This is a genomic window from Anaeroplasma sp. (assembly GCF_034179385.1).
Taxonomy (GTDB): domain Bacteria; phylum Bacillota_I; class Bacilli_A; order Acholeplasmatales; family Anaeroplasmataceae; genus Anaeroplasma.
Map to the genome: position 1 here is coordinate 1 of NZ_JAXFPY010000117.1, position 26,347 is coordinate 26,347.

General features: G+C 33.9%; 29 protein-coding genes. 28 read left to right on the forward strand and 1 reads right to left on the reverse strand.

The window, feature by feature from the left end; all coding sequences use genetic code 11:
• From SPJ17_RS07720 to cysK, 14 genes are all read left to right on the forward strand, one after another.
• A partial coding sequence (locus SPJ17_RS07720) for a hypothetical protein (RefSeq protein WP_321094429.1) occupies positions 1-319 on the forward strand: 319 nt, incomplete at its 5' end.
• Between the two features lie 30 nt (positions 320-349).
• Positions 350-2,188: a hypothetical protein gene (locus tag SPJ17_RS07725; protein ID WP_321094431.1), complete on the forward strand. Its 1,839-nt coding sequence runs from the start codon at positions 350-352 to the stop codon at positions 2,186-2,188.
• A gap of 8 nt (positions 2,189-2,196) precedes the next feature.
• Positions 2,197-2,493, forward strand: coding sequence for a GNAT family N-acetyltransferase (locus tag SPJ17_RS07730; protein WP_321094433.1), 297 nt, complete (start codon positions 2,197-2,199; stop codon positions 2,491-2,493).
• A gap of 217 nt (positions 2,494-2,710) precedes the next feature.
• On the forward strand, positions 2,711-2,908 hold the full coding sequence (locus SPJ17_RS07735; protein WP_321094435.1) for a hypothetical protein: 198 nt from the start codon (positions 2,711-2,713) through the stop codon (positions 2,906-2,908).
• Between the two features lie 134 nt (positions 2,909-3,042).
• A complete protein-coding gene (locus tag SPJ17_RS07740) occupies positions 3,043-3,795 on the forward strand; it encodes an alpha/beta hydrolase-fold protein (protein WP_321094437.1) in 753 nt (250 codons plus the stop codon).
• A 95-nt stretch (positions 3,796-3,890) separates the two neighbouring features.
• Positions 3,891-4,064, forward strand: coding sequence for a 30S ribosomal protein S21 (gene rpsU / locus SPJ17_RS07745; protein ID WP_119016471.1), 174 nt, complete (start codon positions 3,891-3,893; stop codon positions 4,062-4,064).
• 67 nt (positions 4,065-4,131) lie between these two features.
• Positions 4,132-4,434 carry a hypothetical protein gene (locus SPJ17_RS07750; RefSeq protein ID WP_321094440.1) on the forward strand — a complete coding sequence of 101 codons (303 nt, stop codon included), beginning with the start codon at positions 4,132-4,134 and terminating at the stop codon, positions 4,432-4,434.
• Positions 4,435-4,520: 86 nt separating this feature from the next.
• Complete coding sequence (locus tag SPJ17_RS07755; RefSeq protein WP_321094442.1) at positions 4,521-5,192, forward strand: hypothetical protein; 672 nt, start codon at positions 4,521-4,523, stop codon at positions 5,190-5,192.
• Between the two features lie 13 nt (positions 5,193-5,205).
• The gene (locus tag SPJ17_RS07760) at positions 5,206-5,961 is read left to right on the forward strand and encodes a type III pantothenate kinase (RefSeq protein ID WP_321094444.1); all 756 of its coding nucleotides are present in this window, start codon (positions 5,206-5,208) and stop codon (positions 5,959-5,961) included.
• 25 nt (positions 5,962-5,986) lie between these two features.
• Positions 5,987-6,979, forward strand: a complete 993-nt coding sequence (locus tag SPJ17_RS07765; protein WP_321094446.1) for an alpha/beta fold hydrolase — start codon at positions 5,987-5,989, stop codon at positions 6,977-6,979.
• A gap of 2 nt (positions 6,980-6,981) precedes the next feature.
• Complete coding sequence (locus SPJ17_RS07770; protein WP_321094448.1) at positions 6,982-7,431, forward strand: hypothetical protein; 450 nt, start codon at positions 6,982-6,984, stop codon at positions 7,429-7,431.
• Positions 7,432-7,564: 133 nt separating this feature from the next.
• Complete coding sequence (locus tag SPJ17_RS07775) at positions 7,565-8,200, forward strand: manganese efflux pump (protein WP_321094450.1); 636 nt, start codon at positions 7,565-7,567, stop codon at positions 8,198-8,200.
• 95 nt (positions 8,201-8,295) lie between these two features.
• A complete protein-coding gene (locus SPJ17_RS07780; protein ID WP_321094452.1) occupies positions 8,296-9,780 on the forward strand; it encodes a transglutaminase domain-containing protein in 1,485 nt (494 codons plus the stop codon).
• A gap of 73 nt (positions 9,781-9,853) precedes the next feature.
• The gene (gene cysK / locus SPJ17_RS07785; RefSeq protein WP_321094454.1) at positions 9,854-10,786 is read left to right on the forward strand and encodes a cysteine synthase A; all 933 of its coding nucleotides are present in this window, start codon (positions 9,854-9,856) and stop codon (positions 10,784-10,786) included.
• A 40-nt stretch (positions 10,787-10,826) separates the two neighbouring features.
• Here cysK and gdhA read toward each other — a convergent pair whose 3' ends face one another.
• Positions 10,827-12,185: an NADP-specific glutamate dehydrogenase gene (gene gdhA / locus SPJ17_RS07790; protein WP_321094456.1), complete on the reverse strand. Its 1,359-nt coding sequence runs from the start codon at positions 12,183-12,185 to the stop codon at positions 10,827-10,829.
• 304 nt (positions 12,186-12,489) lie between these two features.
• Between gdhA and SPJ17_RS07795 the strand changes: the two genes are divergently transcribed.
• From SPJ17_RS07795 to SPJ17_RS07860, 14 genes are all read left to right on the forward strand, one after another.
• Complete coding sequence (locus tag SPJ17_RS07795) at positions 12,490-13,179, forward strand: TRIC cation channel family protein (protein WP_321094458.1); 690 nt, start codon at positions 12,490-12,492, stop codon at positions 13,177-13,179.
• Positions 13,180-13,252: 73 nt separating this feature from the next.
• On the forward strand, positions 13,253-14,185 hold the full coding sequence (locus SPJ17_RS07800; RefSeq protein WP_321094460.1) for an N-6 DNA methylase: 933 nt from the start codon (positions 13,253-13,255) through the stop codon (positions 14,183-14,185).
• A gap of 30 nt (positions 14,186-14,215) precedes the next feature.
• Entirely contained in the window at positions 14,216-15,442 is a 1,227-nt protein-coding gene (locus tag SPJ17_RS07805) for an acetate kinase (RefSeq protein ID WP_321094462.1), read from the forward strand.
• Positions 15,443-15,733: 291 nt separating this feature from the next.
• Positions 15,734-16,687, forward strand: coding sequence for a 6-phosphofructokinase (pfkA, locus tag SPJ17_RS07810; RefSeq protein ID WP_321094464.1), 954 nt, complete (start codon positions 15,734-15,736; stop codon positions 16,685-16,687).
• An 18-nt stretch (positions 16,688-16,705) separates the two neighbouring features.
• Positions 16,706-18,088 (forward strand): pyruvate kinase, encoded by a 1,383-nt coding sequence (gene pyk, locus SPJ17_RS07815; protein WP_321094466.1) that lies wholly within the window; start codon positions 16,706-16,708, stop codon positions 18,086-18,088.
• A gap of 89 nt (positions 18,089-18,177) precedes the next feature.
• Positions 18,178-19,014: a deoxyribonuclease IV gene (locus SPJ17_RS07820; RefSeq protein ID WP_321094468.1), complete on the forward strand. Its 837-nt coding sequence runs from the start codon at positions 18,178-18,180 to the stop codon at positions 19,012-19,014.
• A 38-nt stretch (positions 19,015-19,052) separates the two neighbouring features.
• A complete protein-coding gene (locus tag SPJ17_RS07825) occupies positions 19,053-19,910 on the forward strand; it encodes a hypothetical protein (protein ID WP_321094470.1) in 858 nt (285 codons plus the stop codon).
• A gap of 118 nt (positions 19,911-20,028) precedes the next feature.
• Positions 20,029-20,859 (forward strand): prephenate dehydrogenase, encoded by an 831-nt coding sequence (locus SPJ17_RS07830; RefSeq protein ID WP_321094472.1) that lies wholly within the window; start codon positions 20,029-20,031, stop codon positions 20,857-20,859.
• Positions 20,808-21,890, forward strand: coding sequence for a 3-dehydroquinate synthase (aroB, locus tag SPJ17_RS07835; RefSeq protein WP_321094474.1), 1,083 nt, complete (start codon positions 20,808-20,810; stop codon positions 21,888-21,890). Before SPJ17_RS07830 ends, aroB begins: the two co-directional genes overlap by 52 nt.
• Positions 21,887-23,152 carry a 3-phosphoshikimate 1-carboxyvinyltransferase gene (aroA, locus tag SPJ17_RS07840; RefSeq protein WP_321094476.1) on the forward strand — a complete coding sequence of 422 codons (1,266 nt, stop codon included), beginning with the start codon at positions 21,887-21,889 and terminating at the stop codon, positions 23,150-23,152. The genes aroB and aroA overlap by 4 nt, the downstream gene beginning before the upstream one ends.
• Entirely contained in the window at positions 23,142-23,423 is a 282-nt protein-coding gene (locus SPJ17_RS07845) for a chorismate mutase (protein ID WP_321094478.1), read from the forward strand. The genes aroA and SPJ17_RS07845 overlap by 11 nt, the downstream gene beginning before the upstream one ends.
• 11 nt (positions 23,424-23,434) lie before the next feature.
• On the forward strand, positions 23,435-24,427 hold the full coding sequence (locus SPJ17_RS07850; RefSeq protein ID WP_321094480.1) for a chorismate synthase: 993 nt from the start codon (positions 23,435-23,437) through the stop codon (positions 24,425-24,427).
• A 108-nt stretch (positions 24,428-24,535) separates the two neighbouring features.
• Positions 24,536-25,426, forward strand: a complete 891-nt coding sequence (locus SPJ17_RS07855; protein ID WP_321094482.1) for a sulfide/dihydroorotate dehydrogenase-like FAD/NAD-binding protein — start codon at positions 24,536-24,538, stop codon at positions 25,424-25,426.
• Position 25,427: 1 nt separating this feature from the next.
• Positions 25,428-26,347 (forward strand): FAD-dependent oxidoreductase (locus SPJ17_RS07860; RefSeq protein WP_321094484.1); only part of this gene is annotated, 920 nt, incomplete at its 3' end.

The window sequence follows — 26,347 nt, forward strand, 5'->3', positions numbered from 1 at the left end:
TTGGGGTTATGTATTACCTTTCTTCTTATCGAATGCTATATCGAATACGATTGCATATTTCTTAAATAAGAAGAAAACCTTCCGTTCGGATGCACCATTGTGGCATTTTTATGTTTATATAGGTGTCATTGTTTTCCTTGTACTCCTTATGACTTGGTTCCAAGGTGTAATGGTTTTATGGATGATGGGAAGTATGGTAGAGGCTCTAGCTCCCACTATCGCATCCCTTACTGCAGGCTTCATTCAGGCATGTGTGTTGTTCCCGCTTCAAAAATTTGTTTTATCTCGTGAGAGAAAAAAAGAAATAATAGAAGAATAATCGAATCTATGATTTAAATTGGAGGTAATTATGAAGTTTTTAAAATCCATATTTTTAAAATTAAAGGCGAAAAAAACACTAAAAACGTATCAAAAGCCATTATTAGTGACACTTTTAACTCTATTACTTATAAATTTTATAATTTTAGCTATTGCAGCAATCATTGCATTCGCTATCGATAATAATAATTATAATGGTGCGCTCTTTGGAGGTAATTTTGCTGCAGCCTTTGTCACTGCAGTGAAATGGATGATTGCACCAAACTCCATTCTATCCTACGATACAGATAAATTATCGATTATGGTTTTAGCTGCAGTTGTCATCGTTATTGAAATGGTTTTATTCAGTGGTGCAATTGTTGCTATGGTTACAACGAGCCTAAGAAGCTTTATCGATAAGAAGTCCAAGGCAAAGGGTAAAATTATTTTATCGAATCATTTTATTATCCTAAATTGGAATTCTAAGGTTCCTGATATTATTTTTAATCTTATGCTAAAGGGATTTAAAAATAATATAGTCATATTATCGAATCAAACAAAGGAATATATTGAATCTGAAATAAAATCCTTATTTTTAGCTAATGATGTTACTCAAAAATATAAAGCGAATTTAATTATCAAAGAAGGAGATCCTTTATTAAGAGGTAATCTAGATGATATTTCTATTGAAAAGGCCTCTCAAATTGTAGTTATGGCAAGAGAGGATATGAGTGATGGAGATGATGATAATATCTTAAATCAGGATTTATTGAATTTAAAAATTGTTTTAAGAATCGGTTCCTTTGAAATTCCATCAAATACACAAATTGTTGTTGAAACAGATTCGGATGAAACGAGACAGCAAATTGAAAATATATCTTATACAGTAAGTAGCTTAAAGGGCAAAAGTATAATTCCTGTTTCCTTTAATAGAAAGATTGGACAAATTATCGCCCAATCCATTGTATCTCCTGAAATGGCTGAGGTTTATTTAGAATTATTTTCTTTCCAGGGTGCTGAGTTTTATTCTATAGATTCTAAGGAAACTGTAGAGGAATATATGAATACGCATGATAATTCTATTCCTGTTGTGAAGCTCAACAAATTATTTGTTCTTGCAGATGATGAAAAGGAATGTTTAAAAAGAAGAGAAGGAGCAATTTCTTCTATTGTTCCTTTAAAACCTGTTGTTATTCGACCATATAAGAATTGTAATATTTTTGTCATTGGAGACAACAAAAAAAGTGAATTCATATTAGATAACCTTAACAGAAGTGCTGAATCCGATGAATTTAATTATCAAATTAAGCATTATCATAAAAATGAAAATGATTTATTAATAAAAGATATTAAAGAAACCGAAGGTGAAAAGAAGGTCTTGATATTATCCGATGATAATGTAAGTGAGGAATCCTATGATGCCAATGTCTTTGTAACCCTAATAGAATTATCTAAAGCATTCCCAAAAAGAGAAAATTTAACGCTTATTACGGAATTATTAGATTCAAGAAATCTATCGAGTGTGAGAGATTTTGATATCCATAATACCATCATTTCAAATAAGATGATGAGCATATTAATTACACAGCTTGCGATGAATTTAGATTCTAAGAAATTCTATCATAAGTTATTGACAACGGACCATGCCGGAGATGCAAATGATTTTGATATCCAGATTACTTTAGCAAAGGATTTAATCGAAATGGATAAGGAATTCATCTTTAAATCAAAAGGAGAGCTATTACATTCGTTTTATAAATGCTTTAACGGTAAAAACATTCTAATAGGTATTTGTATGAATGATGATGTATTCTTCTTGAATAGTAATCAGGATAAGGAAGAAGAAATTAAGGTTTCTTCTAAAGATTCATTCATCTATGTTAAATTTTAGGAGGACATATGGTAAATTTAAGTGATATTATAAGGGAAGATCATGCCGTTTATATTAACGATAATGAAGGAAATATGGTGGCATATGTTACCTTCCCCTTCGATGAGGATGGTATTGTAAATATTAATAGAACCTTCGTTGATGGAAGCTTACGAGGTATGGGTATTGCGAAAAAGCTTATGGATGCATGCTACCAGGTTATAAAGGAAAAGGGCTATAAGGTAAGAATTACTTGTAGCTATGCCGTGAAATATTTTAGTGAAAATATAGACAAGAAGGATGTTTTTTACGATGAAAAGATATAATGTTTATAAAGAGGAATTATATCTTATTTTAGGAACCATTTTCTTATCAGGATTTGCTAGCCTTTTTATCGTTTTTTGTATAAATAGTTTTCATTATATATATTTTCTATTTTCTGCATTATTCTTTGTCTTTACTGTTTTTTTCTTTCTACTAGGACTACCGAATACCATTCGATATATAAAATGTAAAAATTCTAAAGTGGTAATAGAAGCAGTAGTGGTAGATAAATATATTATGCATTCAAGATTTAATTTAAAGGAAAAATACATTATTGTTTTGGAATATAGAATCAATAAGGCTTATTATAGGAGTCTAAATAAGGTGGATAAGGAAATTGCTCTGGGTCTAAAACTAAAGGACAAGGTTAAGGCTAGATTATTTGATGTATCCGCATTATATCTTACCGAAGAGTGATCTTTACAGTAGTAAAGGTCCTTTTATTTTTTCAAACGAATGTATACGCTATCTATTTTTCATAAAATTTATTGAAGATTATATTGCCTATGATACAATATAACCAAAGCTACGATTGTTAAGAGGTGAAAAGGATGATTGAAAAATTTAATACTTATATTACTCCATTTAAACTTGAAAGAAGAGTACAAGTATACCTACCTAAGGGATATTACGAATCCAACGAAAGATACCCAGTAATTTATATGTTTGATGGCCATAATCTATTTTTTAATCAGGATGCGACCTATGGAAAATCTTGGGGATTACAGGAATTTATGGATCAGTACAAAACCAAGATGATTATTATTGGCGTTGAATGTAATCATGTAGGTAATGAACGATTATATGAATATTTACCATATAATGTTGGACCTAAGTATTTTTTAAATGCCTATATGGAGGGTAGAGGAAAAACCTACATGGATTGGCTTACTGGGGAATTTAAGGAAGCCATGGATAAGAAATATAGAACGTTAAGCGATAGATCTCATACGATGATTGCAGGGTCTAGCATGGGTGGTCTTATGAGCCTATACTCCATTGTAAAATATAATCATATATTTAAATATGCTGCATGCTTATCCTCAACGATTATGCTATGCATGGATGAGCTTATAAGAGATATTCGTCAAACAGATTTAAATCAAGATACTAGGATATATATGGATTTTGGCGGAAAGGAATGGGAGAATAAGATTGTTTTAAAAATGCACAAGGAAATTGAAGATGAGCTTTTAATGAAAAATGTTTCCTTTAAATTCTATTTCGAAGAAAAGGCAGAGCATTGTGAAAGAGATTGGGAGAAAAGGATTCCAATTTATATGGAATATTTGTTTGAAGAATAAATTTTTTAAAAAATGCAAAATATAACTTTACAATAAAATTAGGATTTGATATAATGAAAACCGGAGTTTTTCCCTGGAAGGAGGCTAGAGTTAACATGCCAAAAATTGTAGTTCGTGAAAAAGAGAGCATTGAAGATGCATTACGTAGATTTAAGCGCGATGTTTCAAGATCTGGTAACCTTCAGGAAGCTAAGAAGCGTCAGTACTACCTAAAGCCATCTGACGTACGTAAGCAGAAGAGACAGGAAGCTCGTAAGAAATACAAGTAAGAACAAGGGACGTTGTCCCTTTTTTCTTTTTGAAATTCCTGATATATGTTATAAAGAGGTGACTACCATGACATTAGATTTTTTCTTAGAGCATTATGATGTAAAAGAATATGTAATAAATAAGCTTTATATTAAAAACAATAAGCTATATTTAGATATGACTATGCCTATACATTTAGATTTAATTGCGAATGGGTATAGACCAGAATTAGATATGATGTCAAATTGTGTATTTATTTTCTATGTTGAGCATGTAGATAAAAAATTTACACAAAATTCTATAATAGAGTTTCATAAAGAATACGTTTATATAAATAATGAAGAAATTAAGATTACGCTTTCACAGGTGGATATTTTGGAACAAAAATGATTTTTCTTGTTTTTTATTTATTATAATACTATAATAAAAACGCTTATGGGACCCGTAAGGGCCTAAAAAGAAAGGGAATAAAAAATATGAAAAATAGTATTATGATTAAGCGTATGGTTGGTCTTGCAACCCTATGTGCAATTACATTCGTATTGCAGTTCTGGATTGCTGGAATTTTGCCAAAGCTACCCATTGGTGGAGGTACAGCCATTAATTTAGCCCTAATTCCAGTTGTTGTGGGAGCCATTTTATATGGACCTGTAGGTGGATTGATGGTTGGATTATTCTTGGGCGCAGTAACTTTATTACCAGGACAAGGCGCAGAAGGCTTCTATGTAAACTGGTATATGACCATCTTGGCTATCGTATTATGCTTAGCTAAGGCTGGTTTAGCTGGATTCTTATCTGGCTTAGCATTTAAGTTATTATTTAAGAAAAATTATTATGTCGCAATTTATGCAACAGCAATTGTTGCTCCTATCGTAAATACAGGAATTTTCCTATTATTATACGGAGTATTAATCTATATTATGACCGGTAGTGCATATGGTCCAACCTTTGCTGCTACAGCTACTGCAGTATGGATTATGTTCTTAGTAGAGCTTAGCGTAAATATTCTATTTGCTCCAGCTCTTGCAACATTAACGAAGATTTTAACTAGAAATTATGATTTAGGCTTCGTTGGTTATTTAAAAAATTATTCTGATGAGAATTCCATCGATGAAGCGGTGGATACTGAAGAAATTGTAGAAGATTAATTTGGAGGTATATATGGTATTATTAGTAGATATAGGAAATTCAAATATCGTGTTTGGGTTTTCAGACAAAAAAACCATAAGCAATACATTTCGATTAAAAACCTTTACCGATAAAACAAGTGATGAATATTATCTTTTAATAAGAACCATGCTAAACTCATATGAAATTGAGGATGTAATGATTTCAAGTGTTGTTCCTATCGTAACAAGTGCCTTAAAGAAGGTATTTCAATCCTATTATGGTATAGATGCTAAAATTATAGGTCCTGGTGTAAAAACTGGAGTTTCACTTAAGGTTGATGATCCAAAGACGGTAGGTTCTGACATGATTTGTGATTGTGCCGGTGCCTTACCCTTTTATAATGAGGTCATCATTGTCGATTTAGGAACGGCAACGAAATACATCTATTTTAAGAATCAAACCTTCCTGGGCTGTAGTATCGCCCCAGGTGTATCTATTTCACTTAAATCCTTAGTTTCTAGTGCGGCATTATTACCAAATGTAGAGCTTGTTACTCCAAAGAAGGCTATTGGTACAAATACGATTTCCTGCATTCAATCGGGTGTAGTCTTTGGGGCTGCAGCACAGGTGGATGGAATGATCGATAGAATCATAGAAGAAATCCATAATCCAGATATTCCAGTTATCGCAACTGGTGGATTATCTAGATTAATTGTTCCTTTATGTAAGCATAAGATTTACCAAAAGGATAATTTAACTTTAGATGGATTATTAGAAATATACAAAAAAAATATGGCAGCATGTTAGTGCTGCCTTTTCTTAGGTGTGGATTATGCATTGGTTATATATTATTTTAGGCGTTATTTTCATTTTTATTCTTTTACTTATATCTTTATACCTTATCACAAAAAAGTTTCATAATAAGCTATTTCAAAACAGATACCAAAACGATCCGAGAATCAGGTATTATACAAAAGAGGAATTTAATTTAGAATTTAAAAGCGTAGAAATAAAGCTAGAAGATGAAATATTAAGAGGTGGCTTATATTTCTATCCTGATTATGATGAGAATAGGCTATTCATTTTAAATCATGGTATGTGGAGTGGTGTCGATTCTTATATTCAGGAAATTGAATATTTTGCAAGCAAGGGCTATTTGGTTTTAGCTATGAATTATGAGGGAACACTTGAATCTAGTGGTAAGAATATAAGAGGACTTTCTAATTCTTTGAGATGTGTAGATTACATAATAAAATATGTTAAAGAAAATGAAGAATTAAAGAATAAGGATATTTATGTTGTAGGACATTCCTGGGGTGGGTTTGCGACAGTCAATATTCCTTATTACCACAAGGATATTAAGGGGATTCTTGCCATTGCACCATTTTATAGTATAAATAGCTGTATGAAGGGATTATTACCAAAGCCTTTATGGATTTCATTGCCTTTTTTTGATTTTATAGAAAAGAAGCTATGTGGCAAATATGCTAAAGCAAATGCTTTAAAAACCTTAAAGGAATTTAAGGGAAATATTGTGATTTTGCATTCAGAGAATGACAAGATGGTAAAATTTAAGTATAATACTAATATGCTTATGAAGCAAAATCTAAAAAATGCATCCTTCCTTATTTTTAAGGATAAGGATCATAACCCTCATTATTCCTATTCCGCCTTAGAATGCTTTAATAAATATTTCAAGGAAATATCTTCTTTGAGCGAGGAGGATAAAACGGAATATATGAAAAATACGGATTTCCATAAAATGGGCGAATTAGATAAAGAGGTATTAGATAAAGCATTAAAACTTCTTTTGAAGGAGGAATAAAAATGGATAAGGATATCGAAAAAGAAATAGATGCTTCTAACGAAGAAGAAGCTACTATCATTCCTGAGCAAGCAAAACAGCAGATGGAAAATTATCTTTCTATAAAAGAAAAAGAAAGAGAAACTAACGAAGCTATTCATAAAGAAAATATGAAGGATTTGGAATATCGTAGATGGTATTATCAAAATCAGATTCAAAAGCATATGGATATGATTCCTAGGGAATATTATTATCAGGCAGAATACGAACAGATGGAAACTCTTTGTGAAAAATATCAAAAGAGTATTGCTACTATGGAAAAAGAAGAGGAAATGGAAGCATTATTCAAGCAATTTAGAAAAAAAACTGCAAAGAAGTGGAATGCAAATAAAATTATTGCTATACTATTGTTTGGTTTTTTAATTCTATTTGGCGGCTTTTTAATTTATTTACTTATTCTTCAAAATAAATAACAATAAATTACTTCGTAAGGGAGTAGTTCGCTATGTATTTAGTGGCTGGCCTACATTATGGGAAACCAGGTTCAGTCTTAATGAACGAGACTTATGCTTGGCATGGTCTTTTTATTTTTAAGGGGATTTTATTATGCAAATTGAAATCATATTCGAGGTTATATTGCTTGGAGTTGCTCTATCTATGGATGCTTTTGCTGTATCGATTACAGATGGTCTTACCTATATCGATATTGATAAAAAGAAATCCTTCTTTATAGCTATAGTTTTTGGCCTTATGCAGGCATTAATGCCATTAATTGGCTTTTGGCTTGTTCAAGGCATTACAGCTATTGTAGGTGAAAATGGTAGCGCATCTGCAGGAAAAATTATGTCCGATATTGTATCCTGGACTGCTTTTGGCTTATTGCTTATCATTGGAGGTAAAATGCTTATTGAGGGTATTAAGGATATCCATAAGAAGGAGGAGGAAAAGGAACCAAAGAGGTTCTCTATTAAGGAAGTATTATATTTTGGCGTAGCGACATCAATAGATGCACTAGGTACGGGAGTTGCACTTCATTCAGGCTTATCTAGTGTAAGTACAATTTGGCTTCATGTATCCATTATTATGGTAATAACATTCTCTATTTCTCTTGTTGGATTATTCTTGGGGCATAGAATTGAAAAATTATTAAAAGGCAAATTTGAAATTACAGCTATTCTTGGTGGAAGTATATTAATACTTCTGGCTGTATGGATTATTTTAAGCCATTATTTTGGTATATAATTTCAATACTTCGTTTTTTTGATTAGGCTCCTAGAGCCTTTTTTCTTGTATAAATTCTTCTTTTAATATAAAATGAAATAAAGGATGTGATACCTATGAAAAAAAGAATATTAGGAGCATTTCTTTTGCTTACATCCGTAATTGGATTATCCTCATGCTCTTTAGGCTTTGTTGTTCCTACAACAACGACAATGGATTTATTTCATGTGCATTCATATAAAGAAACGGTTATAGAGCCTACATGTGAAGAGGAAGGCTATACCTTATTTAGATGTGATTGTAGTGAAGAATATAGGGGAAAAAGGACAGAAGCACTAGGACATTTAATTGAAATTGATGCTGCAGTACCTAAAACTTGTACTACGGATGGATTAACAGAAGGCTCTCATTGTAAAAGATGTGGTAAAGTCTTAAAAGAGCGGGAGGTAGTAGGAGCATCTCACGAGTGGGATTACAATACTACAGAAGAACCAACCTGTACATCTCCTGGTGTAGCATCCGGTATGGTTTGTAAGGTTTGTGGTGAAACTACCACTGGTGCAGAGGTTGTGCCTGCCTTGGGTCATGATTACCAAGAAACCATAGAAAAAACAAGCTATGGGCATTCCCATATTAAGCATGAATGCACAAGATGTCATGAAACCTATGTGGACACCTTAACGGTTGATTATACAAAGAATTATGATTATCATACACTTGCAACCAATTCCTTATATGAAGAGCATAGAAGCATTTATTTAAATATGTATAAAGCATTCTATGATTCTTGTATGGCATTTTATGATTCTAGTGTAGACTATGTTCTAGAAAATGGTAAGGATTATGTAGTTTCTACTGGAAGTCAGAATTATGTTTATATAGCAAGCTATGAATATAATAAAGGTGCAATTACAGATAATGAGGCTTATGCAATAATGAATTCCTTCATTACAAATAACCCACAGTTCTATTTCTTAGATTCTCATATGTTTATATCTTCCAATGCGTTTAAAACAAAGATTATGCTAATACTTGCGGATGATTATTATACAAAGGAAGCAAGAGATAAAAGTATTGAAGGTATACGCCATATGGAACAAGAGGTATATCAATTATTTATGGTAAACCCACATATGAGTGATCTTGAAAAGGCTAAGCTAATTCATGATTACATCATTGAAAAAATAGATTATCAGAAGGATTCTATGGGAAGTCCATCAAAAGAGGATTGGGCACATAATATTATGGGACTTGCCGATCAAAATCCGGATACCGGTGGTGTATGTGAATGCTATGCTAAAGCATATTTATACCTATCTCATTTATTAGGCCTTAATTCCATTATGGTTGTTGGTTTTGGTGAAAGTGATGGTCATGTTGATGGCCATGCTTGGAATTATACAGAAATTGATGGTAAATGGTATGGTGTTGATGTAACTTGGGATGATCAAACAACAATCATTTATGACTATTTCTTAGCAAATAAGGCTACTATGGATGAAAAGCATACTCCTGGAATGTATAGTCCTAATGTAGATTTAAATAAAAACCATTTTCAAACAGAATTACCTGAATTATCGAGTACAAATGGTTATGAATAAAATGGCTTAAAGCCATTTTTTCATTTTTATGGTATAATTGAATACGAATGATAACGTTGAAGGAGAAATTGTCATGGGAAGAATTTATAAATCCATTTTAGAAATTGTTGGAAATACTCCATTAATTGAGCTTACAAATCTAGAGAAGAGATTCAATTTGGAGGCTACTATTTTAGCAAAGCTTGAGGGATTAAATCCTGCAGGATCCTCTAAGGATAGAGTTGCTAAGCAGATTATTTTAGATTACGAGGAAAAAGGTTTATTAAAGGAAGGCTCAACCATAATTGAGCCTACAAGTGGGAATACCGGAATTGGTCTTGCTGCAATATGTGCTGCAAGAGGCTATAGATTAATTATTGTATTGCCAGATACTATGTCATTAGAAAGAAGAAATTTAATTAAGGCGTATGGGGCAGAGCTTGTTTTAACGGATGGTAAACTTGGCATGAAGGGGGCCATTGATAAGGCAGAGGAATTAAATAAGGAAATTCCTAATTCTGTAATCGCTGGTCAATTTGTTAATCCATCCAATCCTAAGGCTCACTTTGAAACTACTGGTCCTGAGATTTGGCGTGATACGGATGGCGATATCGATTTTTATGTTGCAACTGTAGGTACTGGTGGTACCTTGTCTGGTGCAGGAGAATACTTAAAGGAGAAGAATCCAAATATAAAGGTTGTAGCAGTAGAGCCTTTAGCATCTCCATTGTTATCTAAGGGCATTTGTGGACCTCATAAAATCCAAGGTATTGGAGCAAACTTTATCCCAAAGACATTAAATCAAGAAATTTATGATGAGGTTATTGCAGTACCCGATGATAAAGCCTTTGAAATTGGTTCCTTAGCGGTTAAAAGTGATGGTATTTTTATAGGTATTTCCTCTGGTGCTGCACTTTATGCAGCAATAGAGATTGCCAAAAGAAAAGAGAATAAGGGTAAAAAAATTGTTGTTGTTTTACCAGATAATGGAGATAGGTATTTATCTACACCATTGTTTACGGATTAAAAAAAGCTGGAATTTTAGGTTCCAGCAATTTTTTTGAATATTAGAATACGCCTTCAGCAAGCATAGCGTCACAAACCTTTTCGAAACCAGCGATGTTTGCACCAGTTAATAGGTCGTTTTCTCTAACACCATACTTTACTGCAGTATTATGTGCGTTGTGGAAGATACCTTCCATAATGCCCTTAAGTTTAGCGTCAACCTCTTCGAAAGTCCAAGATAGTCTTTGAGAGTTTTGACACATTTCAAGACCAGAAGTAGCAACACCACCAGCGTTTGCTGCCTTACCAGGTCCATAGATAATTCCATTCTCAATTAGGTAATGAGCTGCCTCAAGAGTAGTAGGCATGTTTGCGCCTTCGCAAACAATTTCTACTCCATTTGCAACTAATGCCTTTGCGTCATCTAAATTTAATTCATTTTGTGTTGCGCAAGGAAGAGCGATATCTACCTTGTAATTCCATACACCATGCTCACCATTTTTCTTTTCATGGTATTCAGCACTCTTACGAGCCTTAGCGTATTCAGTTAAACGAGCACGCTTAACCTCTTTAACTTCCTTAAGTAATTGAACATCGATTCCTTCAGGGTCATAAATCCAACCATTAGAATCAGAGCATGTAATTACCTTTGCACCAAGGCTTTGTGCCTTTTCAATAGCGTAAATAGCAACATTACCTGCGCCAGATACTGCAACAGTCTTGCCCTCAAAGGATTCACCCTTCATAGTCTTTAGTGCCTCCTGAGTGAAGTAGCATACACCATAGCCTGTTGCCTGAGTACGAGCTAAGGAACCACCGAAGGCTAAGCCCTTACCAGTTAATGTACCAGTGAATTCATTACGGATTCTCTTATATTGACCAAATAGGTAACCAACTTCTCTACCACCAACACCGATATCACCAGCAGGTACATCTGTATCAGGACCAATGTGACGATATAGCTCAGTCATAAATGCCTGGCAGAATCTCATGATTTCTGCATCGCTCTTGCCCTTAGGGTCGAAGTTAGAACCACCCTTACCACCACCCATAGGTAATGTAGTTAGGGAATTCTTTAAAATCTGCTCAAGACCTAAGAATTTAATAATAGATGCATTTACAGATGGATGGAATCTTAAACCACCTTTGTATGGTCCAATTGCACTATTATATTGTACGCGGTAACCACGGTTAACCTGTACTTCATTGTTATCATCTAACCAAGCAACTCTGAATTGAACGAATCTTTCAGGTTCTAAGAAGCGCTCTAGGATATGATTCTTTTCAATATCTGGTCTTTTTTCTACAATTAATTCTAGAGATTCTAAGATCTCCTGTGCTGCCTGTAGGAACTCTGGCTCATTTGCGTTGTTCTTTTGTAGGTTGTCGTAAACTTTCTTTACATATTCTGTTCTAAACATATATTCATACCTTCCTTTTTAATCTCATCCGCTAGGATTTATTTGTATTGTAGCACAATTATTTATTAAATCAACTCTTTTTTTGAATTTTATACAAAAAATACATTTCCAAAAGAATTTTAGTCAAAACTATAGGAAATTAGTCCGAATTTTATTCTAAAAAATAAAAATTAAATACGAAAAATTGAATAAAATTTATGTGGAAATTGTACCATCTTAGTTTTATAATATGCTTGCGCATAAATATTTATCCTATTTATAATACAAAGATATAATATATAAAGCGTCAAAAAGGAGAAAGAAAATGGATATTTCAACCTTGGATATGGAATTATTAAATACCATTTTATTAATTATCGCAGTTATAGGTACTGTCTCTTATGCTATTTCTGGTGCTTTGACTGGAATTGAAAGTAAGCTAGACCTTTTTGGTGTAATCGTATTAGCCGTCATTACAGCAACCGGAGGAGGCTTCCTAAGAGATTTAATTTTAGGCAAAAGTAGGTTTGTCATATTTGAGGAATGGTGGTACCCTCTCATTGCCTTTGCTGTTTCCGGCTTAGTATTTGCCGTCATGTGGTTTATTAAGGATTTATCCTGGGAGGATTCTAGGGCGTACCGCTTAACCTATTTAATTATAGATTCTGTTGGCCTTGGCGCATTTGTGATCGTTGGTGTGTTAAGAGCACAAACGATAGGTAACGTTTCAAATGAGGGACAATTAATCTTTTATTCCTTATTAACCTGTGTTGGTGGTTCTTTATTAAGAGACCTTTTGGTAATGAGAATTCCTGCAATTTTTAGAAAGCATATCTACGCTGTTGCAGCAATTATTGGTTCTATCTATTTTGTCTTTATGGCAAAGGTTATCGGCAATATTTGGCTCAATTCTATAACTACAGTTTTAATTGTAGTTACAATAAGATTCTTTGCGGCAAGATATAAATGGAATTTCCCTAAGATTCATTTGAAAAACGAAGAGAATTGTAAGTGAGTCATCATATATATGATGGCTTTTTCTTTACATTGATTTTTGAATTTGGTATAATGCTAAAGGTGATAAAATTATGCAGGAAGTGAAAATGGATAATCTTGAGTTATTCTATGATGTATTAGATGAATCAAATAATTTCTTGTACGAAATATTTCATAAGCCATATTTTGAATTGTTAGAAATGACCGTAAGAAATATATTGGCTGGCGAGGTCGTATGTGATATTGAGGATTTAGATAAGGAAGAAGAGCTCGAAGAAATTTATGCAAAAATTAAAGATGTAGATTTTTCAGCTGAGGATGTACGCAAGGCTATGCAATCCATAGTTTTAAGAGGCTTTAAGGAAATGCGTATTCCTAACGGGAATACAACTCCAGATACCTTAGGTATTCTTGCTGCATATTTAATTACAAAGATTCATAAGGAAAAGGAATTGTCTATTTTAGATCCTTTATGTGGTACAGGTAATTTATTATTCACTATAGCAAATTATTTAGATAAGAAAACGAAATTATTTGCGATAGATGATGATGAATGGATGACAAAAATTACTGCACTCACTGCGGATTTACTGGATTATCCTGTTGAGGTATATTATCAAAATACCATGAGTCTTCAATTAACGAATATAGATTCTATTGTCTTTGATATGCCCCATTCAGAGTATATAGATGGTAAATATTTCCCTTATGAGGCTATCTTGCATTTTGTAAATGAGCTTAAGGAGGGTGGGTCCTTAATTGCGATTGTAGAGAATGATTTCTTCTGTTATGATTCCAATCAGGAATTTAAAAAGAAATTATTAGCATCTATGTCCATTTTAGGCATTATTGAGCTTCCTGATAGTATGTTTAATCAAGCAAGACCAAAGCTAATTCTGGCATTGCAGAAGAGGCAACTAAAAGATGCCAAATGCTTCATGGTAAAGCTTCCAAGCTTTACGGATGTAGAAGATTTTAATAATGCATTAAGAGATATTGAAGCATGGTTTTTAAAAAATAATTAGGATAAAAAAGGAAAGTAAGGAGAAAAGAATATGTCTAAAATTATGGCAGTAAATGCTGGCTCATCCTCTATTAAGTTTCAGTTATTAGAGATGCCAGAGGAAAAGGTTATCGCATCAGGAACTGTAGAAAAGATTGGTTCTGTTGATGGTTCAGGAAAGCCTTTAAATGGTATTGTAACATTAAAGTATAATGGAAAGAAGGAAGAAACAAATCCAGTTATTCCTACTCATGCAGAAGGTGTACAGCTAGTATTAGATGCATTAATTGATAAACAAATTTTAAAGAGCTTAGATGAAATCAATGGCGTTGGTCATCGTATTGTCCAGGGTGGAGAATATTTTAAGGATTCTACACTTGTTGATGGTCCTGATGGAGTTGTTGTTAAGAAAATTGCAGAGCTTGCTGATTTAGCTCCACTTCATAATCCAGCTCACATCGTTGGTATTAAGGCTTTCTATAAGGCATTACCTAATGTACCAGAGGTTGTAGTATTTGATACTGTATTCCATCAAACTATGCCAGAAGAGGCATATATGTATGCAATTCCATATGAATGGTATACAAAGTATGGTATTCGTAAGTATGGTGCTCATGGTACATCTCACAAGTATGTATCTCAAAGAGCAGCGGAATTAATTGGTAAGCCATTAGAGGATACAAATGTTATTGTTTGCCACTTAGGTAATGGTGCATCTATTAGTGCTGTTGAGGGCGGTAAGTGTAAGGATACCTCCATGGGCTTAACACCACTTGAGGGTATTCCTATGGGAACTCGTACAGGTAATATTGACCCAACAGTTGTTTCTTATATTTGTAATAAGGAAGGAAAAACTGCAGATGAGGTTGTAACTATCTTAAATAAGAAAAGTGGTTATTTAGGATTATCTGGTAGATCTAATGATGCAAGAGATGTTACAGAGGGTATGAATAATGGAGATCATAGATGTAAATTAACCTTTGATGTTCAGGCTAAGAGAGTTGCCGATTATGTAGCTTCCTACTGGCTATATTTAGGTGGTAAGGTAGATGTAATTGCCTTCACTGCTGGTATGGGTGAAAACCTAAAGCATTTACGTAAGAAGATTGTAGATAGACTTGCTCCTTTAGGCGTTAAGCTTGACGAAAAACTTAATGATACATTCTCTGATGAAAGAATTATTTCTACGCCTGATTCAAAAATTCAGGTATGGATTATTCCTACAAATGAAGAGGTTATGATCGCAAGAGACACTGTGCGTGTTGCAAATGTAAAGTAATAAAAATAACAGGAAGGCGTTTCTTCCTGTTTTCTTTATGCTCTCCACCTTAGGATAACATAGCATACAAAATCACTTTTTGTAACGAATCATTTCATAATCGTAATCCTTATCTATATATTAGAAACATCATAGTATGATTGGTATAATATTGGCATTCCTTAGGAAAAAAGTGAAAATTTGAAAATTCATAATTAATAATTATGGTTTAAAAAGAAAAAATCTTGAAGGCTGACAAAAATGTGATATAATGCTATGTGGTAGTAAATATTTTCAAAAGGAGCTGAAAATATGAGAATAGGTGTATTGACTTCAGGAGGAGATTCTCCTGGTATGAACGCAGCGATTCGTGCGGTTGTTCGTGCAGCATTATCTAATGGGGATAAGGTGTTTGGTATTTCTGATGGATACCGTGGCCTTGTCGAGGGAAGATTTAAGGAATTCACAAGAAGCGATGTTTCTGAAATCCTTAATAGAGGTGGTACAATTTTAGGTACTGCAAGACTTCCTGAATTTAAGTATGAGGCTGTAAGACAGCTTGCTGTAAAGCAGTTACAAAAGAATGATATTGAGGCATTGATTTGTATTGGTGGAGATGGTACGTATGCAGGTGCGCTTGCTCTTCATCATATGGGAATTAAAACCATAGGTATTCCTGGTACAATTGATAATGATATTGCATCTAGTGATTATACTATTGGCTTTTCTACTGCATTAAATACAGCTTGTGATGCAATCGATAAGCTTAAGGATACATCATCTTCTCATCAAAGATGCTCTATTATTGAGGTTATGGGTAGACACTGTGGTGATTTAGCATTATATTCTGGATTATGCACAGGTGCCGAATATATATTTACAAATGAGACTGGTCTAGATAAGGAAAAGCTTTTAAAGGATTTAAAGGAAAATAGACTTGCAGGCCGTCGTCATGCAATCGTTGTTATATCGGAAAATATGACAGACGTTTACCAGTTAGCTAAAGAGGTAGAGGAATATTCAGGATATGAATGTCGTGCTACCGTTTTAGGATATGTTCAGCGTGGTGGAACTCCTACACCTGAAGACCGTTTACTTGCAGCCAGATTAGGTGCATATGCGGTTGACCTTCTTAAACAGGGGGTATCAGGAGTCTGCGTAGGTGTAATTGACAACGAACTCCGCAATACACCTATTGAAGAAGCTTTGAGTATGAAGAATATTCCGAGCGAGGAGTTACATAATTTAGTTCAAAAATTAAAATAGTTATAAGGAGAAGAAGAAATGAAAAAGACTAAGGTTGTTTGTACAATTGGACCTGCTTCTGAGAAGAAGGAATCTCTTGAAAGATTAATCGGAACTGCAGGAATGAACGTTATGAGAATGAATTTCTCTCATGGCGATTATGAGGAGCAGGGCTTCCGTATTAAGAATGTTAAGGAATTAAACAAGGAGCATGGCTGGTTCACTGGTATTGCTCTTGATACTAAGGGTCCTGAAATTCGTACTGGTTATTTACAAAATGATGAACCAGTTATGTTACACAAGGGAGATATTATCCGTGTAACTATGGATTATTCTTATTTAGGAAACAAGGATAAGATTGCTATTTCTTATGCTGGTTTATATGATGATATCCATGTTGGTGGAAGAATTTTAATTGAGGATGGTAACCTAACATTAAAGGTTATTGAAAAGGATGAGGCTACTCGTGAACTTGTTTGTGAGGCTCAAAATGATCGTAAGATTAAGAATAAGAGAAACTGTAATGTTCCAGGCGTAGTATTAAATATGCCTTATGTATCTCCTAAGGATAAGGCAGATATGGAATTTGCTTGTGATCAGGGATTAGATTTCATCTTTGCATCCTTCGTACGTCGTCCTGATGATATCCGTCAGATTCGTGAAATTTTAGCTGCTAAGGGCAACACTCATATTAAGATTATTTCTAAGATTGAGAACCAAGAGGGTGTATCTAACATGGAAGAAATCGTTAAGCTTTCTGATGGTGTAATGGTTGCTCGTGGTGACTTAGGTGTTGATGTTGAGGCTTGGGATTTACCAGAAATCCAGAAGCAGATGATCTTCTTAGCTCAATCTACAGGTAAAATCGTTATTACAGCTACTCAGATGCTAGATTCTATGCAGCAGAACCCAAGACCTACTCGTGCAGAGGTTTCTGACGTTCATAATGCAGTATTAGATGGTACATCTGCAACAATGCTTTCTGGAGAGTCTGCTCAGGGTGATTATCCATTTGAGGCAGTTTCTTATATGGCTAAGATTGATGAGAGAGCTGAAGATTCTATCGATTATGAATTAATGATTAGAAATGTAGTTGAAATGAAGGAAAACCAAAATGAGGCTGACGCTTTAGGCTTAGCTGCAGCTACATTAGCTAACAATTTCGAAGTACCTGCAATCGCTGTTGAGGGTGACATTGAATTAGCATTAGCTATTTCTCAGTATCGTCCTGCTGCTGATGTATTCTTCGCATTCGATAATGCAGATGATGCACGTACAGCTTCTATTCTATTCGGTATTCAGCCACTTGTTGGTAAGCTTTCTGATGCAGTTGCTAAGGCAAAGGCATGCTTAGAGCTTGAAGCTGATGATACAATCATCACGATCGTTGGCAAGAAGCTTGAATTAGTTGACGTTAAGTAATTCATTTTGAAATTAAGCCCATTTTAAGTGGGCTTTTTTCTTTCTTCTTACAAGAAAATTGGGTATAATGTATGAAAGAGGGGTTTTATATGTTTCGTATTGGTTGTCATTTATCTATTGCTGAGGGCTATTCTAAGGCTTTACAAAATATATTATCTATAGGTGGTAATACCTACCAATATTTTTCGAGAAATCCTCAAGGAGGTAAGGCTAAGGCCTTCAATCAAAAGGACTTTGATAATTTTATTGCCCATGCTAAGAATAATCAAGTGGAAGGCTTACTTTGTCATGCGCCTTATACCCTAAATCCAGCAAGCGAAAAGGAAAATGTTAGAGAATTTGCTCTTATTTGCTTTAAAGAGGATTTAGAGATTTTAGAGAGATTTCCGAATGGATTATATAATTTCCATCCAGGCTCTTGCGGTAAGCAGGATAGAACTTTAGGCTTAAAAATGATTATAGATACCTTAAATCAGGTAATGTTTAAGGATATGAATACAACGATTTTGCTTGAAACTATGAGTGGTAAGGGTAGTGAGCTTGGCATAACCTTCGAAGAAATTAAAACCATTATTGATGGGCTTATTTATAAGGAGCATATAGGTGTTACAATAGATACTTGCCATATTTATTCTGCAGGATATGATATTGTAAATGATTTAGATGGTGTAATCGATACCTTTGATAGGGTTATTGGTTTAAAATATCTTAAGGCCATTCACCTAAATGATTCTATGACATCATTTAATTCAAGAAAGGATCGTCATCAAAAGATTGGTGAGGGTTCGATTGGACTTGATACCATCATAAGAATTATGAATCATCCTAGGCTAAAGGATTTACCATTTTATTTAGAAACTCCTAATGATTTAGAGGGCTTTAAAAATGAAATACAATTCTTAAAATCAAAAAGAGAAGAGTTGTAATTAAATAATATGATATTTTTATATTTGGCGGTGATATTTTGAAAACAAAGGTAATCGTTTCTGCGGATACAGGAATAGAGGCTATTCCTATGGCATCTATCGTATCCTATTTACCATCTAGGATTTGTTTTTCGGATTGTGAATCCTATGATTCCTTATTAAATATGGATTTTCATCAATTCAATTTAAGAATGAAATATGATTCCCTAGCAAATCCTGAAATTAAAGGATGCAAAGAAGAAAAATTAAAAGAAATATTAGATGATTTAGCTAAAGATGGATATGAAAGATTCTATTTTATATTGAGTAATCAAAAGATATCCTATTATAAGCCATTAATTGAAAAATATATTCATGAGAATAAAAAAGTACAATCCTTTTATTTTCAAGTGAAATCCGAAGGCTTCCCTGTAGTTTATATGGCCTATGAGGCACAAAAGCTATTTGAGCTTAATAAATCTATTCCAGAAATAGAAAAAATGCTATCCTTTTTGGATGCCAATAATACAATGTATTTCTTCTCTTTAGGAGAGGATAAAATTCCTAAAATTGAAAAGCTTATCGATTCTTCGTTGGATCCATTTGAATTTGAAAATAAGAATGTCGTACTTCATATTCTTAAAAAGAATGAGTCCTCCATCGTTCGTTTGAAGGAAAAAAATAAGACCATCGCACCATATGTGGATGTATTCTTACTTGAAATGGATGGAAAGAAGGTTATTCCTTTCATTTTATATACGAATCGTTTTTCAAAATATACAGAAAGCCTTTTAAAGGAGCTTGAAAAAAGCTTTCCAGATATGGAAATACCTATCTATGAAATGCCTCCTTATTTATCGCTTAAATATGGGAAGTTTTCTTGTGCCATAGGATATATTGTAAGATATGGAAAATAAGCCTATTTTAGGCTTTTTCTTTACCTGTCATTTTGGACATTTTCTTGAAAAGTGTAGCACAATATGTTAAAATTTTAAAATAGTGTAGTATAGATATACTACAGATAGGAAGATGATTATGAAAGTTTTAATTGTAGGTTTAGGGTTAATGGGTGGCGCATATGCATACCGATTATCGAACAAGGGATATACGGTGTATGGATCCGATATCAATATGGATTCTATAGATTACGCGCTCGAAAAAAGATTTATTGTCAATGGATCTGTACATCCAGAGGAGTTTATAAGGGATGTTGATTTAATTGTTTTGGCAATTTATCCTAAGGCAATCTTAAATTTTATTCAAAGATATAAGGAATATTTCCACGAGGGTCAAATCATTACGGATATATGTGGAGTGAAAAGTGATTTTGTAAGTCAAGCTTATAAACTATCTAAGCCTGCAGAGTATTGTTCTCATCATCCTATGGCTGGTAGAGAAAAGATTGGCATTGAGTATTCTACAGAATGTGTATTTGGTGGAGCGAATTTTCTAATTACTCCAACAGAGGGCGTAAGCGAAGACACTATAAATGCTTTAAAGCAATTAGGTATAGATTTAGGCTTTAAAAGAATATCCGTTATGGATATCGAAAAGCACAATCGAATGATTGGCTTTACCTCCCAACTTACACATGCTATCGCTGTATCCTTAGTAAATTCGGATCACGATTCGGATACAAAATATTATATTGGAGATTCCTATAGGGATTTAACAAGAATTGCAATGATTAATGAGGATTTATGGAGTGAGCTTTTCTTGGAAAATAGAAGGTATTTGTTAGAGCATATTGCATCCTTTGAATTTGAACTAGATTTGCTTAAAATGGCATTATACCGTGAAGATAAGGAAGCATTATGCGAATTATTCCGTTCTTCAACAAAAATAAGGAAAGAGATGGAGAAATAATCGTGAAGGAATTAAATATAAATCTTACACACACCTCTTATAAAATCATTATTGAAAATGGATTATTAGATCATATAGCAGATTATATTAAGACGGTATATACAAATAAAAAGATTTTTATTATCACGGATGATAATGTCGCAAAATACTATTTAAAAAAGGTTAGTAAGGCACTTGAGGATTCCTACATTGTAGAATCTATTGTTATTCCTCATGGTGAGGCATCTAAAAGCTTAACAGAATATGCACATGTATGTGAGGAATTATTAAAAAAAGACATAAGAAGAAATCATTTATTGCTTGCTCTAGGTGGGGGAGTTATTGGTGATTTATGTGGCTTTGTTTCCTCAAGCCTTTATAGAGGTATTCCATATATTGGAGTACCTACATCCTTACTTTCCCAAATGGATTCCTCCATTGGTGGAAAAACAGGAATTGATTTCTTTGGTAGAAAGAATATTTTAGGTGCATTCAAGCAGCCTAAAATGGTATTAATTGATCCATTAACCCTAAACACATTAGATCCTAGTGAGTATACGAGCGGAATGGGAGAATTAATTAAGCATGGAGCTATTGGGAATAAGAAACTTCTTACGATGCTTATGAATACACAAGAAATGAATGAAGACATTATTTTAGAATCCTTATCTGTGAAAAAGAAAATGGTCGAAATGGATGAATTTGATATGGGTGAGCGTATGAAGCTTAATTTTGGTCATACCTTTGGCCATGCAATAGAATTAAAATATGGTTATAAGCATGGAGTTGCTGTTGGCATTGGTATGAAAATGGCACTACAAATGGGGTTGGATTTAGGTGTAACGGATAAGGAAGCCTGTGATGTAATCTGCCATATTTTAGATAAATATTCCTTCCCACAGGTGGAATATAATTATAAGGATTATTTACATGATGTTATTTACGATAAAAAGAATCTTGCTGGTACGATTAATTTTATTTTTGTAACTAAGCTTGGGGAATGCGTAATATACCCAATTAAAGAAGAAGAATTAGGGGTGGATACAAAATGAATGTAACAATAAAGCCAAATAAGCTTTCTGGGACAATCCAAATCCCACCTTCAAAAAGTTTATCACATAGAGCGATTATTGCGGCTGCATTAGCGGAAGGCGAAAGCGTAATATCGAATGTTTTATATTCAAAGGATATATTAGCTACTATAGATGCTATGAGAGCTTGTGGTGCTGAAATTAAAGAATATAGTGATCATTTAGTGATTCATGGTTCTAAGGTGAAAAGAGTTCAATCTGTGATTAACGCAAATGAATCAGGTTCTACGATTCGTTTTATGATTCCTATCGCATTAGTATCGAATGAGGAAATCGAATTTAGGGGAGAGAATCATTTAGTAAAAAGACCTCTAGATACTTTTTTAGAAATTTTTGACTCTTTAGGTATTAAGTATACAAAAGGTGAAGATTATCTTCCTTTAAAGGTATATTCAGGATTAAAATGTGGGACGTTTAAGGTTAGAGGAGATATTTCAAGTCAATTCATTACAGGCTTATTATATGCACTTCCTTTATTAGATGGAGATTCAAAAATAGTTATTACTACGAATCTAGAATCTAAGGGATATATTGATTTAACCTTAGATATGCTAAAGAAATTTGGTGTTGAAATAGAAAATAAGGAATATAAAGAATTTATTATAAAGGGTAATCAATCCTTTAAGCCCTATAATTATACAATTGAAGGAGATTTCTCCCAATCCGCATTCTTCTTAGTTGCAGATGCACTCGGCGCAGATATAAAGCTTTCCTGTATGAATATGGATTCTCATCAAGGAGATAAGAAAATCCTTACGGATATGGAGGATTTTGGTTCAAATATTATCTTTGAAAATGATGTATTATCCTTAGAGAACAAAGCTTTACATGGTGCTACTATAGACTTTAGTCAAAGCCCAGATTTGGGTCCTGCATTAACGGTTTTAGCTGCACTTGCAGAAGGAGAATCTGTCTTTATTAATGCGGGAAGGTTAAGAATTAAAGAATGTGATAGAATCACAGCTATGAGAATAGAATTAGAAAAGATGGGTGCTAAGATTATTGAGCATAAGGATGGCATGACCATTTATGGTGTTAAAGAGCTTCATGGTGCTATTATTGATAGTCATAATGACCATAGTGTAGCTATGGCAATTGCTATGGCATCCTTAAGAACAAAGGGGGATATTAAGATTTTAAACGCAGGATGCGTTTCAAAATCCTTTCCTAATTTCTTTTCTGTTTTTGAGAGCTTAGGAGGAATTGTTTCATATGAAGACTAAATTGGAAGAAGCAAGAGAAATAATTAATGAAATTGATGATGAAATGATTCATCTTTTCATAAAAAGAATGGCTGCAGTTTCATCTGTTGCAGATTATAAAATGGAAAATCATATAGATGTGCTTGATTCTAGCCGTGAGGATGAAATAAAGAAAAGAAATCTAGAGCTTTTATCCAATAAACAGCTTGAAAAATATTATTTAACCTTCTTTGAGGGAGTGTTAAATTCCTCAAAGGAATATCAAAAGGATTATATTAAGAATAAAAAATAAGGAGGAATCCTATGAACCATTTTGGAAGATTGTTTCAAATTAATATTTATGGTGAATCTCATGGTGGAGGGGTAGGTATTTTACTAGACGGTGTAAAGCCTGGTATTCCTTTATCGAATGAGGATTTTCTTATAGATTTATCTAGAAGAAAGTCAGGTGGTCTTGGTACTACTCCAAGAATAGAACCAGATGAAATCAAAATTGTCTCTGGTGTATTTAATGGATATACTACAGGCGCACCGATTTTACTTTCCTTTGAGAATACAAATACAAAAAGTAAGGATTATTCTAATTTGATTGATCAGCCTAGACCATCTCATGCAGATTATACTGCCCACGTAAAATATAATGGATTTAATGATTATAGAGGTGGAGGACATTTTTCAGGTAGATTAACCTTAGGATTAGTATCTGCAGGTGTCGTTGCTAAGAAAATGCTTAAGGGTGTAGTATTTCATACAGCATTATCGAATTTAAATGGATGTAGTGATAAATCAAAATATCAAAGCATTTTAAAGAATGCAGTAGAAAACCATGATTCTGTTGGTGGAATTGTCACATTGACGGCAACAGGAGTTGAAGTGGGAATTGGAGAGCCATATTTTGATTCGTTAGAGTCTACCATTTCTCATTTGATGTTTTCTGTAGGCGGTGTTAAGGGAATTGAATTTGGTGTTGGTTTTTCTGGTACATCCCTAAAGGGATCTGAATTTAATGATAAAATCATAGATAGAGAAGGCAAGACAAGTTCGAACAACAATGGAGGTATCAATGGTGGCATTTCTAATGGTAATCCTATAGTTGTAAATGTGTTTGTAAAGCCAACTCCATCCATTGGTAAGCCTCAGGATACCTTTGATTTTAAAGAGGATAAGGTTAAAACGCTTGAAATAGAGGGTAGACATGATGCTGCAATTATATTAAGAGCTATGGTTGTGCTTGAGGCATGCCTTGCCATTGCCCTATGCGATGCAACCCTAATCTATAATTCTTATAAAAAATAAATTTTTTATAAATTGTTCGAAAAAATATAAAAAAAACCGGAATTTTATGTTCATTTAATCTCAGATTATGGTATAATTTAATTTGGACGAAAAGAAAGGGGAAATAAAATGTATAAAATTGTTAGAAAAGAAAAATTAAACCCAACAATTTACTTGATGGATATTTTAGCTCCATTAGTTGCTAAAAGCGCGCTTCCTGGACAATTTATTATTGTTAGAAACACAGAATATGGAGAAAGAATTCCATTAACTGTTGCAGATACGAATCCAAAGGATGGAACAGTTACTATTGTATTCCAGCCTGTAGGCGCATCTACATTGGAGCTTGCTCAATTTGAGGAAGGAGAATATCTTGCTTCCTTCGTTGGACCTTTAGGTAAGCCATCAGACTTAGTTACTGGTTCAAAGGAAGAGGTTGCAAAAAAGAAAGTTATCTTCATCGCTGGTGGTGTTGGTACAGCACCAGTTTATCCACAGGTTAAGTGGATGCATGAGCATGGCTTTGATTGTGATGTAATCATTGGTGCAAGAAATAAGGATTTAATCATCATGGAGGATATGATGAGAAAAGTTGCAACTAATTTATATGTTTGTACAGATGATGGTTCTTACGGCTTTAATGGTAATGTAACGAAATGCTTAGCTGATTTAGTTGAAAATCAGGGTAAGGAATATAATCATGCAGTAGTTATTGGCCCTATGATCATGATGAAATTTACTTGTTTAGCTACAAAGCAATATAATATTCCAACGATTGTATCCTTAAACCCTATTATGGTTGATGGTACAGGCATGTGTGGTGCTTGTAGAGTCGTTGTTGATGGTAAGGTTAAATTTGCTTGCGTTGATGGACCAGAATTTGATGGACATTTAGTTGATTTCGATCAAGCAATGCGTCGTCAAGCCATCTATAAGACAGAAGAAGGCAGAGCTAAGCTTGCCTTTGAAGAAGGCCGTACACATCATGGTGGATGCGGTCAGTGCAAGGAGGACAAATAATATGGCATTAAATCCAGTTAGAGTACCTATTGCTGAGCAAGATCCAAAGGTAAGGGCTCATAACTTTGAAGAGGTTTGCTTAGGTTATACCGAAGAAGAAGCAGTTTTAGAGGCAGGACGTTGCTTGAATTGTAAAAAGCCACAGTGCGTTGAGGGCTGCCCTGTAAATATTAATATTCCTGGCTTTATTGCTCATTTAAAGAATAAGGAATTTGAAGAAGCAGCAAAGGAAATTGCAAAATTCTCTGCACTTCCTGCTGTATGTGGTCGTGTATGTCCACAGGAAAAGCAGTGCGAGGCTAGATGTGTTGTTGGTAAAAAGGGTGATGCAGTTTCTATTGGTAAGCTTGAAAGATTTACTGCAGACTACGCAAAAGAGCATGGTTTTAAGGTTGCAGAACCAGGTAAGCCAAATGGTAAGAAGATTGCAGTTATTGGTGCAGGTCCTGCAGGATTAACTACCGCAGGTGAGCTTGCTAAGAAGGGCTATGCTGTAACTATTTTTGAAGCACTACATAAGGCTGGTGGTGTATTAGTTTATGGTATTCCTGAATTCCGTTTACCTAAGGAAAGAGTAGTTGCTCATGAAGTAGAGAATGTTAAAGCCTTGGGTGTTGAAATTATTACAGATGTTATTATTGGTAAGACATTAACTATTGATCAATTATTTGATGAATATAAATTTGATGCCGTATTTATCGGTTCTGGTGCTGGTTTACCTAAGTTTATGGGAATTCCTGGTGAGACTGCAAATCAATGCTTATCTGCAAATGAGTTCTTAACAAGAGTAAATCTAATGAGAGCGTTTGACAAAGAATATGATACTCCAGTTGCAGTAGGTAAGAAGGTTGCTGTTGTTGGTGGTGGTAACGTAGCTATGGATGCTGTACGTACTGCACTAAGACTTGGCGCCGATGCTTC

Coding starts and splice junctions, on each gene's coding strand:
- SPJ17_RS07725 (WP_321094431.1), top strand. CDS start 350: ATGAAGTTTTTAAAATCCATATTTTTAAAATTAAAGGCGAAAAAAACA.
- SPJ17_RS07730 (WP_321094433.1), top strand. CDS start 2,197: ATGGTAAATTTAAGTGATATTATAAGGGAAGATCATGCCGTTTATATT.
- SPJ17_RS07740 (WP_321094437.1), top strand. CDS start 3,043: ATGATTGAAAAATTTAATACTTATATTACTCCATTTAAACTTGAAAGA.
- rpsU (WP_119016471.1), top strand. CDS start 3,891: ATGCCAAAAATTGTAGTTCGTGAAAAAGAGAGCATTGAAGATGCATTA.
- SPJ17_RS07750 (WP_321094440.1), top strand. CDS start 4,132: ATGACATTAGATTTTTTCTTAGAGCATTATGATGTAAAAGAATATGTA.
- SPJ17_RS07755 (WP_321094442.1), top strand. CDS start 4,521: ATGAAAAATAGTATTATGATTAAGCGTATGGTTGGTCTTGCAACCCTA.
- SPJ17_RS07760 (WP_321094444.1), top strand. CDS start 5,206: ATGGTATTATTAGTAGATATAGGAAATTCAAATATCGTGTTTGGGTTT.
- SPJ17_RS07765 (WP_321094446.1), top strand. CDS start 5,987: ATGCATTGGTTATATATTATTTTAGGCGTTATTTTCATTTTTATTCTT.
- SPJ17_RS07770 (WP_321094448.1), top strand. CDS start 6,982: ATGGATAAGGATATCGAAAAAGAAATAGATGCTTCTAACGAAGAAGAA.
- SPJ17_RS07775 (WP_321094450.1), top strand. CDS start 7,565: ATGCAAATTGAAATCATATTCGAGGTTATATTGCTTGGAGTTGCTCTA.
- SPJ17_RS07780 (WP_321094452.1), top strand. CDS start 8,296: ATGAAAAAAAGAATATTAGGAGCATTTCTTTTGCTTACATCCGTAATT.
- cysK (WP_321094454.1), top strand. CDS start 9,854: ATGGGAAGAATTTATAAATCCATTTTAGAAATTGTTGGAAATACTCCA.
- gdhA (WP_321094456.1), bottom strand. CDS start 12,185: ATGTTTAGAACAGAATATGTAAAGAAAGTTTACGACAACCTACAAAAG.
- SPJ17_RS07795 (WP_321094458.1), top strand. CDS start 12,490: ATGGATATTTCAACCTTGGATATGGAATTATTAAATACCATTTTATTA.
- SPJ17_RS07800 (WP_321094460.1), top strand. CDS start 13,253: ATGCAGGAAGTGAAAATGGATAATCTTGAGTTATTCTATGATGTATTA.
- SPJ17_RS07805 (WP_321094462.1), top strand. CDS start 14,216: ATGTCTAAAATTATGGCAGTAAATGCTGGCTCATCCTCTATTAAGTTT.
- pfkA (WP_321094464.1), top strand. CDS start 15,734: ATGAGAATAGGTGTATTGACTTCAGGAGGAGATTCTCCTGGTATGAAC.
- pyk (WP_321094466.1), top strand. CDS start 16,706: ATGAAAAAGACTAAGGTTGTTTGTACAATTGGACCTGCTTCTGAGAAG.
- SPJ17_RS07820 (WP_321094468.1), top strand. CDS start 18,178: ATGTTTCGTATTGGTTGTCATTTATCTATTGCTGAGGGCTATTCTAAG.
- SPJ17_RS07830 (WP_321094472.1), top strand. CDS start 20,029: ATGAAAGTTTTAATTGTAGGTTTAGGGTTAATGGGTGGCGCATATGCA.
- aroB (WP_321094474.1), top strand. CDS start 20,808: ATGCGAATTATTCCGTTCTTCAACAAAAATAAGGAAAGAGATGGAGAA.
- aroA (WP_321094476.1), top strand. CDS start 21,887: ATGAATGTAACAATAAAGCCAAATAAGCTTTCTGGGACAATCCAAATC.
- SPJ17_RS07845 (WP_321094478.1), top strand. CDS start 23,142: ATGAAGACTAAATTGGAAGAAGCAAGAGAAATAATTAATGAAATTGAT.
- SPJ17_RS07850 (WP_321094480.1), top strand. CDS start 23,435: ATGAACCATTTTGGAAGATTGTTTCAAATTAATATTTATGGTGAATCT.
- SPJ17_RS07855 (WP_321094482.1), top strand. CDS start 24,536: ATGTATAAAATTGTTAGAAAAGAAAAATTAAACCCAACAATTTACTTG.